The 11,787-nt window shown below is 39.1% G+C and carries 10 protein-coding genes, 1 tRNA gene and 1 pseudogene; 8 read left to right on the plus strand and 4 right to left on the minus strand.

Annotated features, from left to right (window positions below):
- Positions 1 to 558 (minus strand): annotated as a pseudogene (locus WBN20_RS02545) (bifunctional riboflavin kinase/FAD synthetase); the annotation flags it as partial.
- A 50-nt stretch (positions 559 to 608) separates the two neighbouring features.
- Here WBN20_RS02545 and WBN20_RS02550 point away from each other — a divergent pair.
- Entirely contained in the window at positions 609 to 4,391 is a 3,783-nt protein-coding gene (locus WBN20_RS02550; RefSeq protein ID WP_424280595.1) for a reprolysin-like metallopeptidase, read from the plus strand.
- On the plus strand, positions 4,388 to 5,065 hold the full coding sequence (locus tag WBN20_RS02555; RefSeq protein ID WP_424280596.1) for a hypothetical protein: 678 nt from the start codon (positions 4,388 to 4,390) through the stop codon (positions 5,063 to 5,065). The genes WBN20_RS02550 and WBN20_RS02555 overlap by 4 nt, the downstream gene beginning before the upstream one ends.
- A gap of 47 nt (positions 5,066 to 5,112) precedes the next feature.
- Here WBN20_RS02555 and pth read toward each other — a convergent pair whose 3' ends face one another.
- The 3 genes from pth to WBN20_RS02570 form a co-directional block, all read right to left on the minus strand.
- Positions 5,113 to 5,742 (minus strand): aminoacyl-tRNA hydrolase, encoded by a 630-nt coding sequence (gene pth / locus WBN20_RS02560; RefSeq protein WP_424280597.1) that lies wholly within the window; start codon positions 5,740 to 5,742, stop codon positions 5,113 to 5,115.
- Positions 5,743 to 5,833: 91 nt separating this feature from the next.
- Positions 5,834 to 6,511 carry a 50S ribosomal protein L25/general stress protein Ctc gene (locus tag WBN20_RS02565; protein WP_424280598.1) on the minus strand — a complete coding sequence of 226 codons (678 nt, stop codon included), beginning with the start codon at positions 6,509 to 6,511 and terminating at the stop codon, positions 5,834 to 5,836.
- 20 nt (positions 6,512 to 6,531) lie between these two features.
- On the minus strand, positions 6,532 to 7,473 hold the full coding sequence (locus WBN20_RS02570; RefSeq protein WP_424270962.1) for a ribose-phosphate pyrophosphokinase: 942 nt from the start codon (positions 7,471 to 7,473) through the stop codon (positions 6,532 to 6,534).
- Between the two features lie 144 nt (positions 7,474 to 7,617).
- Here WBN20_RS02570 and WBN20_RS02575 point away from each other — a divergent pair.
- The 6 genes from WBN20_RS02575 to WBN20_RS02600 form a co-directional block, all read left to right on the plus strand.
- A tRNA-Leu gene (locus WBN20_RS02575) sits at positions 7,618 to 7,699 on the plus strand.
- A 420-nt stretch (positions 7,700 to 8,119) separates the two neighbouring features.
- Positions 8,120 to 8,467: a hypothetical protein gene (locus WBN20_RS02580; protein WP_424280599.1), complete on the plus strand. Its 348-nt coding sequence runs from the start codon at positions 8,120 to 8,122 to the stop codon at positions 8,465 to 8,467.
- 717 nt (positions 8,468 to 9,184) lie between these two features.
- Entirely contained in the window at positions 9,185 to 9,355 is a 171-nt protein-coding gene (locus WBN20_RS02585; protein WP_424280600.1) for a DUF6747 family protein, read from the plus strand.
- Between the two features lie 398 nt (positions 9,356 to 9,753).
- Entirely contained in the window at positions 9,754 to 9,924 is a 171-nt protein-coding gene (locus tag WBN20_RS02590) for a DUF6747 family protein (RefSeq protein ID WP_424274073.1), read from the plus strand.
- Positions 9,925 to 10,021: 97 nt separating this feature from the next.
- Complete coding sequence (locus tag WBN20_RS02595; RefSeq protein ID WP_424271291.1) at positions 10,022 to 11,236, plus strand: DNA polymerase Y family protein; 1,215 nt, start codon at positions 10,022 to 10,024, stop codon at positions 11,234 to 11,236.
- A gap of 176 nt (positions 11,237 to 11,412) precedes the next feature.
- Positions 11,413 to 11,787 (plus strand): PHP domain-containing protein (locus tag WBN20_RS02600; RefSeq protein WP_424280601.1); only part of this gene is annotated, 375 nt, incomplete at its 3' end.

The following is an 11,787-nucleotide window of genomic DNA, read 5'->3' on the forward strand; positions in this document are numbered from 1 at the left end:
GTTATACCCCAGGTATTCATTGGCAGTCTTTATGTCTCCTTCTATAAGCGCATTTCTGATTTTTGTTGAACTTACAGAAACATCATCTATTTCCTGTGCCGGAATTTCTTCAACTTCAAAATTTAGAGTATTCCCAAGGGCCGAAAGATCTTGTATGTTTGCATTTCTGTTACGGCCAAAGCGGTGGTCATAACCTATAATAATTTTTTTGACCTTTAATTCATTCACCAGGATGTCCCTAACAAATTCGGTGGAAGAAATACGTGAGAATTCAAGAGTGAAGGGATGAATAATTAAGTAATCCAGGCCAATGTGCTCTAAAATTTTGATTTTTTCCTGGATGGTATTCAGAAGCCTTATTTCGGTATCTTTTTGTAAAACCATTCTGGGATGTGGGAAAAAAGTAAGTACCGTAGATCGCAGATTAGTTTTTTTGGCATCATTTATGAGGCGTTCAAGTATTTTTCTGTGACCTATGTGAACACCGTCAAAAGTGCCAATGGTTATAGCAGTAGCGTGCTTTTTATCGTAATTGGAAATGCTTTGAACTGTGACCACACAAATAAAATAATAAAAAGGCTTACTTTTAAAAGTTTAAAAATCCCTTGATGTTAGCAAAACTACGTCTTGTTTTATCAATTTCCATAATATTTCTCTCCTTTTACGGATCTGCGCAATCCAAGTATTGGGGGCAGGAAATTTCACCTGGTAAGTTTTCTTCACCTTCACTATCCAATCCGGATGTTACTAAGGTAAGGGTTTTTGATTTGGACCAGGCATCTTTATCTGAGGAACTTTTATCCATATCTACCCTTAAGAAAGTTGATGGAATAGTTTATTTTCCTGATGTTAAAGGGAAACTAAGGGCGTTCAGGGTTTCAGAAAATCCCGTCTTCTCACCGGAATTGGCAAAAAAATATCCCGGTATAAAATCCTATTCAGGTTATAGTTTGGATGGAAATAAAGACCGTATTCGATTTAGCATTTCACACAAGGGAGTGCAAAGCATGATTGTTCATGCAGGAAGTGAAAAGACGACTTTTATGGAGAAAGCCTCAGATGGAAGTAGTGCTTATGTAGTTTACGACAGAAGTTTACATGCGAAGCTCAACAGCGAATTCATTTGTTTTACACAATCAGCCATTGAAAAAAGCATAGATGGGTCTGTTTCAAAACTAGTGGATGATCAGATTCTAAGAAAATACAGAATAGCAATTTCTGCTACAGGAGATTATACCCAATTTCATGGAGGTACGGTGGCCGACGCTCTTGCAGCAATAAATGCTACACTTACAAGGGTAAACCAGGTTTTTGAGACAGATTTAGGCGTTACTTTAGAATTAATAGCCAATACGGATTTGGTGATTTTTACAGACCCTGATACAGACCCCTATGGGGGAAATTTAAATTCAGAGGTTCAAAATACACTTACCACAACAATTGGTGAAGCAAATTATGATGTAGGTCATTTATTTCATGAAGATACAGATGGGGGTAATGCGGGCTTTATAGGCTCTGTTTGCCGAGATAACCAAAAAGGAAGTGGATATGCTGCCGCCTTAAATCCGCAGGGTGATATCTTCGATCTCGATTTTGTATCACATGAATTGGGGCATCAATTTGGAGCAAATCATACCTGGTCTTTTGAATCTGAAGGTACTTTGGTGCAGGCCGAACCGGGTACAGGAACCACCATCATGGGATACGCGGGCATAATACCCGGACAAAACGTAGCCCCAAACGGGGATGACTATTTCCATTATAACAGCATATTTCAAATCATTGAATATCTTCAGACCACTAGTTGTGGAGAAATTACGTCTTTAACAAACAACCCTCCGGTTATTAATCCCATAGGGGATTATATTATTCCCAAAGGAACCCCATTTGTATTAGCAGGAAATGCAATAGATCCTGATACTACAGATATACTTACTTATGCATGGGAACAGATTGATGACGGTGTGGTCACAACAGAAAATTTCGGACCCGACAATCCGAGTGGCGCAAATTTCAGATCGCTTAAACCCACCGTAGTTGCCGACAGATATTTTCCAAAATTAGCGGAGGTTATCCAGGGGAATCTTACGCAAACCAATCCGCTGATAAGTTCGGCATGGGAAACGGTTTCTAATGTGGAACGCGAAATGAACTTTGCCTTAACCGTTAGAGATAACGCAACGGGAGGGGGCCAGGTAGCTTCAGAGCTGGTAAAGCTTAATGTTTTAAATAGTGCGGGGCCATTTGTTGTAAACTCGCAAAACACAACGGAGACCTATACAGCCGGATCTGTACAGACTATTAGCTGGGATGTTGCCAATACTAACAAAACCCCAATAAATACAGCAGCGGTAGATATATTTCTATCTACAGACGGAGGCCTGAGTTTTCCAATACAACTGGCCAGCGCAGTTCCAAACGATGGCAGCCATGAGGTTATTATTCCTGGTAATAGCACTACAACCGCACGTATTATGGTTAAGGGCACAAACAATATTTTCTTCAGTATTAATTCTTCTGATTTTGTAATTGAGGATTCTGAAGTTATTTTAAACTTTGCAGACCTCAATTATGAAGTTTGTGAACCTAATGACCTTGTGGCACCTTTTATATATGAAACCTATTTAGGCTTTAATGAGGAGGTTACCTTCAGTGTTCAGGGGATGCCTGCCGGTCTCACGGCAGTTTTTACACCGCCCACCGCAATATTAAATAACACTCCGGTTTCCATTACTTTTTCAAACACAGATCTTATTCTTCCAGGGAATTATCCTGTAATCGTCACAGCCACTTCTTTGAGTATTATTAAAGATGTAACATTAAATATTAATATAAACGATGCTAACTTCTCAGATGTCGTTTTACAGACCCCTCTGGATATGGCAACAGGGGTAGGTCTGCAACAACAACTTAGCTGGGAGTTGAATGCCCAGTACTCCTCATATGATATAGAAATTGCCACAGATATGCTGTTCACTTCAATAATTGAATCTGCCAGCGATGTTATTTTTAATAATTATTTACCGGAAAACCTGCAAGAAGAAACCACTTATTACTGGAGAATAAAACCAAAAAACTCTTGTGGTGATGGAACTTTTGGCCCGGCTTTCAGCTTTACGACGATAACAATTAGTTGCGACATAGAAATAGCTCAGGACCTGCCCGTAGACATTACCTCTATAGGCACACCAACAGTAACTTCTACAATTACATTTTTAAATGATTTGCCGATAACGGATGTAAATGTAGGATTAGAACTAGAGCATACTTTCCTGGCCGATCTGATAATTAGTATTACATCACCCCAGGGTACACAAGTTATTTTAACTTCCAATTCCTGTGGGGAATTAGAAAATATTGATGCCGTTTTTGATGATGCCGGAGTTGCTTTTATTTGTGGTGGCGGAGCGGCCGCAATTAGTGGCATAGTAAGCCCCCTGGGTTCATTAGCCTCTTTTAATGGCGAATCTTCTTTTGGCGAATGGATACTAACAGTTTTTGATACTGCCCCAGCCGATGGAGGTAGTATTGATAACTTTTACCTGGAAATCTGTGGTGAAGGTGAATTGAGACCCGATAATGATCAAGATGGCGTTTTTGATGATGGAGATGACCTTTGTCTGGGAACACCACCGGGAACCGAAGTTAATGCGGACGGTTGTCCCGTTTTTCGTTTTGCTGAGAATAATTTCAACCTGGCAATAGAAAGTGAATCTTGTATCACCAGTGATAACGGATCATTTGAAATAACTGCCTTAATGTCTATGGCTTACACTGTTAATGTATTAGGTAGCGGGTTGAATATTACCGAAGACTTTACCAAGGATTATAAATTGGAAAATTTAGCTTCCGGCACGTATTCCGTTTGCATTAGCGGAACGGATGGTGCAAATACCTTTGAGGAAGTCTGTTTTGACGTAGTAATAAATGAGCCAGAACCTTTAATTGTAAGTTCTGTGGTTTCTCCAGAGGGCCTGCAGGCAGTTCTGACATTATCCGGTGCCCAATTGTATACTATTGAATTAAATGGGATCCTTACCCAGTCAGAAAGTTCAGAAATTATACTGGATCTGAAGCAGGGGCTAAATACCTTAAAAGTTTCTACCAATCAGCCTTGTCAGGGGACATATGATGAGACAGTTATTATTTCCGCTGATCCGGTTATCTATCCAAATCCGGTAGTGGAGACTTTAAATGTGTTTTTAGGACCAATTTCAAGCCAGGTAGACATTGCCATTTTTGCATCTGACGGCCGACTTATCAGCAGTCAAAAGTATGATGGTAATGAGGATACACTTACACTTAATTTTGCCGGATTACCTTCCGGGCTGTATTATGTAAATGTAAGAGGAGAAACTCTTAAAGGAACTTATAAAGTGTTGAAGCGATGAGAATTGTTTTAGTAATATTCATAAGCCTGCTTTTTACAGCCTGTAAAAAGGACTCACCCAAGCCACCCTCAGCGGCGGTTTTAACTTTTCCATTACAGAACTCCCTCTGCACCACGGGCGTAAGTATAACTCCAACTACGAGCAGGGTAGAGTTCAAGTGGCAAACGGCAGACAATACAAACACCTATGAATTAAGGGTTGCCAATCTTTTAACGGGGATTACTCAAACCGCTAACACCCAATTCACCAGCGCAGAACTCACCATAGAAAAAGGCACTCCCTATTCATGGTTAGTTGTTACCAGGAATACAGAGGTGCAGGAAACAGCATCAAGTACAACCTGGCAGTTTTTCAATGCAGGGTCTCAAATTTCCCATACTCCCTTTCCGGCACAAATAATAACACCTTTATCCGGGGCTTCAGTAGTGCGTGATATCAACGGAGATATCGTTTTGGAATGGTCCGGGGCAGATGTTGATAATGATATAGTGGGTTATGAGATATTTCTGGATACGATATCTCCTCCTCAGGTCTTAGTAGCTTCACCTGCATCTTCTGTATCCAGTATTAAAATAAATACTATTGCTAATACAATATATTATTGGAAGGTGATCACTAAAGATACTGAGGGAAACAGCTCAGATTCAGGGATTTATTCCTTTCGGGCCTTATAGTTTCTAAGCATTTTTGTAAGAAGTACTGGTCCGAGTGGTAAGGTAGTCTAGGAATTGTTATACTCATTCATGGTAATCTTTACACCGGCAAGGATAAAAGATGCAATAAGTTCATTGGCTCTCTCTAGCCGTTCAGGCAGGGCATGTTTTTCTTCGTCATTCCATTTTCCAAGGACATAGTCTACTTGTCTTCCTTTATTAAATTCAGAGCCAACTCCAATTCGCAATCGGTTGTAATTCACAGTTTGTAAGCTATTTTGAATATCCTTAAGACCGTTGTGACCGCCATCACTTCCCTTAGTTTTTAGTCGTAATGTCCCAAAAGGGAGGTTTAAATCATCTGTGATGACCAGGATATTTTCTAATGGAATTTTTTCTTTCTCCATCCAATATTTTACAGATTTACCACTTAGGTTCATATAGGTAGATGGTTTTAAGCATAAAACACTTCTGCCTTTTATCTTAAAGGAACCCAAATCTCCTAATTTTTGGGTCTCAAAGGAGAATTTTTCCTTTTCAGATAACTTGTTAAGAACCTGAAAGCCAACATTATGTCTGGTGTCTTTATATTCATCACCTATATTTCCCAAGCCAATTAACAGGTACTTTTTCATGGAATCTGTTTCTTCTAGTAGTCGTTTTTCCTTTCCAAAAAGAATTTCAAAAAATTTTCTCATCCCCTCAATTGGTTAAGGGTAAAAATACAAAAGCATCCCGAATCCTGATATATGACGGATGGGATGCTTTTTATTAATAGCTTGAGATTATTTATTCAGCGCCTTTTGCTGGGGCTTCTCCACCCTCAGTAGCAGTTTCTGTTCCACCTTCAGCACCTTCTACTCCTTCAGCACCTTCTACTCCTTCTACTCCTTCTTCATCTTCCTCTTCAACTTCTATGACCGCACGAGCAGTTTTAACCTGAACCACCACAGTAGAATCTGGTTGTAGAATTGTAAAGTCATCATTTAGCAATGATTCTACCAGGATGTTATCTCCAATTTTTAATTTAGAAATATCTATATCAAAGAAATCGGGAAGGTTGTCTGGTAAGGCCGTAATAGTCAGTTTTCTATTTCTAAATAGTAAGCGTCCTCCATTTCTTACTCCCGGGGAACTACCGTGTAAACGAACAGGAATTTCCATTGTAACTTCTTTATCATCAAACAGTTGGTAAAAATCTACGTGTAGAATTCTATCAGTTACAGGATGAAACTGTATATCCTGCATTACTGCTTTTAATTTGTCACCTTTATCCAAATCAACCTTTACTGTGTGGGCTTTTGCAGTATACACTAAATTTTTGAATGCTAATTCATCCGCTGAAAAGTGCAATGGTTTTTCCCCTCCGTATACCACGCAAGGAACCTTTCCAGCATTACGTAGGGCCTTCGTTGCCTTTTTGCCCACGCTTTCTCTTTCTGATCCTTTGATTGTAATTGATTTCATTATCTAAGTTTAATTAATATTTACATTAAAAATTTGGACGCAATTGAGGTGTTATGATGAACTCTGTGCATAACGTCTGCAAACAGATCAGCACAACTCAAAACTCTTATTTTTCCACTTTCTTTTTTAATAGGGATAGAATCTGTAACGATCAATTCTAACAATTGCGATTTTTCTATTTTTTCATAGGCATTACCTGATAACAAAGCATGGGTGGTTATGGCTCTTACACTTTTAGCCCCTCGTTCCATCATAAGATCGGCGGCTTTGGTTAATGTCCCGGCGGTATCTACCATATCATCTACCAGTACCACATTTTTATCCTGTACATCGCCAATAAGTTCCATATGAGATATTACGTTGGCCTTGGATCTTTGTTTATAACAGATCACTACATCACATTCAAGTGCCTTGGAATAAGCATAGGCTCTTTTGGAGCCACCCATATCTGGAGATGCTATTGTAAGATTGTCTAAATTTAAGCTCTTCAGATAAGGAAGGAATAGGGTAGAAGCAAACAAATGGTCTACTGGTTTTTCAAAGAACCCTTGTATCTGATCTGCATGAAGGTCCATGGTAATAATACGTGTAGCCCCTGCAGTTTCGAGCATTTTCGCAATTAATTTGGCCGCTATAGGAACTCTTGGTTTATCCTTTCGGTCCTGCCTGGCCCAACCATAATAGGGAATTACAGCGGTAATATGCCTGGCTGACGCACGCTTTGCAGCGTCTAACATTAGCAGCATTTCCATAAGATTTTCAGAACTTGGATTGGTAGAACCTATGACAAAAATTCTTGTCCCTCGAATAGACTCTTCAAATGAAGGTTGAAATTCCCCGTCACTAAAATGTGAAAACAAAACATTACCCAAATCCGCGCCATATGATTTAGCAATTTTTTTACCTAATTCCATACTTTGTGTACAGGCAAAAATCTTTGGTTCGGGTACTTGATAAGCCATGGTTAATATGTTGTTTTCTAGTTTCTTAAAACCCCTGATTCTTAAGGAGGTGCAAATTTAAAAATTTATTTGGGTTGCTAAAGGATAAATGTGGGTTATTTTAGTTTTTCAACCGAAATAATTTTTTAGATTTGCAATCCCTTTGCCTCGGTGGCGGAACTGGTAGACGCGCTGGATTCAAAATCCAGTGTCTTCGGACGTGTGGGTTCGATTCCCACCCGAGGTACGGATAAACCACAATTAGGTGGAAATTCAGGCGAGTTTCAAAAATGAAGCTCGCTTTTTTTTTGAAGTGATGCGTTGTGTTTCCTATTGTTGTTTTCAAAACGACCTGGAAGGGAAGAATTACAGAGTAATTCAATCCCACCCGAGGTACAAAGCCTCCAGTATTTTCTGGAGGCTTTTTTCTATGATTTTATACTTTTCATTATCTCTTTCAAATTCAATATAGAACAAGTATAGAATGAACATGAACTCACTTAAATACGGTAAACAGATTACAAATTATGGCCCCTTTGAGTCATCAAAACTTAAAATATATTATCCCTAAGACAAAAAAAGATATCTTTTTTTGCTTAATCTATTTATATCTTGTGAAATAATCTTTAACTTGTTGCTCTAAATAATTAATTTAAAACCAGACACAATGAAGTTAATAGATAGCGAAATAGACCATTATTGGGTTCACTTTCAAGCCGGAGGAGCTGATAAGAGTCGTGTTTACCCACGTGCCCTTGTAAAATGTTATAATCATGATGATTTTGTTGTACAGATAAACTTCTATCCGGATAATAAAAGCGTGCCTGAAAATAGTTACGATAAAAGAAATAAATTAGTGTACTTGCGCTACCCTATGTCAATGTATCCGAATATTATAGATATTTTGAGAAATGAAAAACCAATTTATTTTAGTTATTCTTTAAACTTGAATATGGGTTACATCAGAACTGGGAAAGAACCTATTGGAGAGGGAGATAACGACGCTGATTTCTAATAAACCTGTTTTTAGGTATTTCACTTTTCAATTGATTATTGGTGTATATTAATTTCAATTTAATAGTTTGCTAAAAATGTATTAACCTGCCGGGATTTCCCGGTGGGTTTTTTAGTTTAAAATTTAACCTCTTCCAAAGGAATTACTAAGGATTTATCCAGGCGCTGTTTGTCTATAATGTGTACCTCCTAATCCCATGCACAAATTTTTAAGCCCGAAGCACCTTCAGGCTGGTAGATCATTTGGGTGAACTTCAGCCTGCTTAACTATGTCTCTAACTAAAATTTATAAATAATGATAAATTAGGTATTTTATTGGCAAGTTATCCGGCAGTACTCTTTTCCTGTTTTTGTTTTGTAATTTCCTTTGTCATTCTCCTAATATATTCCTTCTAAACCCCATCCCTAATTTATTTCTTATCCACTGCAACAAGATCAGCCAGGACAATATTCATAAGTCAATTCCCGGGAGATTTTTTATAGTCGTTTAAAAGCAGTATTTCTAATTTGAGCAAATCCCATACGCCGTTGGTCGATAGGTACGGTTTGTTTGACTAATGGAAGTAAAATCCCCTTTCAGTATAAACAGCGACTAAGTCCGTTCTTCTGAATCAATTACGCATTATATCAAATAAATGTGTTTTTAACCTATAATTTGAAATAAGAATTGATAAAAGCCACAATTTGGGAGCATATTAATTTTTAAGATTTGGGATATATGAAAACAGCTTTACTTATAAAAGAAATCTATCTGGAAGGTTTCAGGAATTTGGAGAATTTTATTGTACAGAAGTATTTTAAGGCTTTTGCCTGGTTCAGTTTTATTATGTTTTTTGTGGTGCTTTATGCTTTTATTTTCAGGGTGTATACAGGATTTGCATTTGACTAATTATTAACTTAAAATAAAATACTATGGCTCAAAGACATAAAGGATATACTTTGGTTGACGTTCTTGTTGCTGCAGGATGTTTGTTTATTTCTGTGATGATGTTTATGATAATAACCGCTGCAGGGGTGCAGTAGTTTCACATCTGCCTTTGCTTTTACTGGTTTTAGGTAGACGAATTAAATAACCAACCTAAATATTAATTAATCCCTGTAAGTGTTAAGCTTACGGGGATTTTTTGTTGTTACTCCTACCCGTTTCTTATAATCTCTATTCCAGGGATCTTATACAGAAATTATGCATTTTATCTGGGAATTCTGTTCCCTTGGCTAAAAGAGCGGCAAAAAACTAAACTTAGAACGGCTTTTGAAGTCTTATAAGTGAATTCTAAAATTAGTGTTATGAAAACTATAGATATACTTAAGGAAATTTATTTAGAAGGATTCAGGAATTTAGGAACCCTTATTGTTCGAAATTATTTTAAACTTTTTGCATGGTTTTGCTTTGCAATGTTCTTAATTGCACTCTATGCATTTATATTTAGGGTAACTACGGGCTTTGCCTTTGACTAGTGCATGCAGAAATTTCGCTAAAATGGTTTAAAATAAAATGGAAATAATCCAAAAAATAGGAAATAATCCATAACTTAGCTGTCCTTTTTAGACAGTTATGCAAAAGACCATTCTTCATCTGGATCTGGATACTTTTTTTGTGTCCGTAGAGCGGCTCATTAATTCTGAGTTGCAAAACAAACCCCTGCTGGTAGGTGGTACCAGCGATAGAGGAGTAGTGGCTGCCTGCAGCTACGAGACCCGGGGTTTTGGAATACATTCCGGAATGCCCATGAAAATGGCGCGGGAACTTTGCCCTGAAGCCGTTGTCATCCGAGGTAACGCGGGCACCTATAGCAAGCACTCTGATCTGGTCACCGAAATCATAAAAGAACAGGTCCCCGTTTTTGAGAAATCGAGCATAGATGAGTTTTACGCAGACCTCTCCGGGATGGACCGCTTTTTTGGTTGCTACCATTACGCCACTGAATTGCGGAAAATGATCATTAAAGAAACCGGGCTCCCCATTTCTTTCGGACTGTCTGTAAACAAAGTAGTCTCTAAAGTAGCTACCAACGAGGCCAAACCCAACAACCAGCTGAAAGTAGATTTTGGCTATGAAAAACCCTTTCTGGCCCCGCTATCTATAAAAAAGATCCCTATGGTGGGCGACAAAACCTACCAGACGTTAAGAAACCTGGGGCTCAGAAAAGTAAAAACCGTACAGGAAATGCCTGTGGACCTTATGCGACGTGTACTGGGGGCTAACGGCGCTGTCATCTGGAAACGGGCCAATGGGGTAGACAATTCCCCCGTGATCCCTTTTTGCGACCGTAAATCCATTTCTACAGAACGTACCTTTGACCGCGATACCATAGATGTTAGTAAACTAAAAGGCATCCTTATAGCCATGACAGAGAACCTGGCCTACCAGCTACGCAGGGGGGAAAAGCTTACCGCCTGCATTGCCGTCAAGATCAGGTATTCAGATTTTAACACCTATTCCAAACAAGTCCGGATCCCCTACACCAGTGCAGATCATATTTTGATCCCCAAAATCCTGGAGCTGTTCAGAGTCCTGTATAACAGGCGTTTGCTGGTGAGGCTTATAGGTATCCGCTTTAGCCATCTGGTGCCGGGCAATTACCAGATCAACCTGTTTGAGGATACTGAAGAAGCCCTGAACCTCTATGCAGCAATGGATAACATTCGGGAGCGCTTTGGGGATAAAAGTGTACTAAGAGCCTCCGGCCTTGGTGCTAAAACTATTGGCAGAATGCATAACCCCTTTAATGGCCAACCGCCTATAGTACTGGCGCATAGAAAGCAGTAATATCCACCTTCGCTCTTGCGAGCTACGGTGGATAAAGATGAAACTAAAAATAGGATTTAAAAACCCTTATCCGCAGAATAGTGCATGAAAGCTCCGAAATCAGGAGCTGAGAAATGAAGAGAAGGCAAAGAAGATGAAGAACTAGAACAACAACAACAAATCGAATACCAACACCTATGTACCTCAACTGTCACAGCTACTACAGCCTCCGATATGGTGCTTTTTCCGAAGTAGCCCTCTTAGAACTTGCCCGGGAAAACCAGGTGACTCAACTGGTACTTACAGATATCAACAATACCTCTGCAGGCCTGAACTTTGTCCGTAAAGCTCCGGAATACAACATAAAACCTATTTTAGGGATCGATTTTAGAAACGGAGCAGACCAATGCTTTGTAGGTATTGCCAAAAACAATGAAGGCTACGAGGAACTAAACAGCTTCCTCTCAACCCATCTCCACGAGGAAAAAGAAATCCCCCAAAGAGCCCCGAAGTTTAAACACGCCTACGTAATCTACCCATTTGAAAAGGTCCTGCTCAATGACCAGAGCGAT

This window comes from Eudoraea sp. (assembly GCF_049665975.1).
Lineage (GTDB): Bacteria > Bacteroidota > Bacteroidia > Flavobacteriales > Flavobacteriaceae > Eudoraea.

Excerpts from the sequence above, each read along its gene's own strand:
- WBN20_RS02550 (WP_424280595.1), top strand. The coding sequence starts at position 609 with ATGTTAGCAAAACTACGTCTTGTTTTATCAATTTCCATAATATTTCTC.
- pth (WP_424280597.1), bottom strand. The coding sequence starts at position 5,742 with ATGAGAAAATTTTTTGAAATTCTTTTTGGAAAGGAAAAACGACTACTA.
- WBN20_RS02580 (WP_424280599.1), top strand. The coding sequence starts at position 8,120 with ATGAAGTTAATAGATAGCGAAATAGACCATTATTGGGTTCACTTTCAA.
- WBN20_RS02585 (WP_424280600.1), top strand. The coding sequence starts at position 9,185 with ATGAAAACAGCTTTACTTATAAAAGAAATCTATCTGGAAGGTTTCAGG.
- WBN20_RS02570 (WP_424270962.1), bottom strand. The coding sequence starts at position 7,473 with ATGGCTTATCAAGTACCCGAACCAAAGATTTTTGCCTGTACACAAAGT.
- WBN20_RS02555 (WP_424280596.1), top strand. The coding sequence starts at position 4,388 with ATGAGAATTGTTTTAGTAATATTCATAAGCCTGCTTTTTACAGCCTGT.
- WBN20_RS02595 (WP_424271291.1), top strand. The coding sequence starts at position 10,022 with ATGCAAAAGACCATTCTTCATCTGGATCTGGATACTTTTTTTGTGTCC.
- WBN20_RS02565 (WP_424280598.1), bottom strand. The coding sequence starts at position 6,511 with ATGAAATCAATTACAATCAAAGGATCAGAAAGAGAAAGCGTGGGCAAA.
- WBN20_RS02590 (WP_424274073.1), top strand. The coding sequence starts at position 9,754 with ATGAAAACTATAGATATACTTAAGGAAATTTATTTAGAAGGATTCAGG.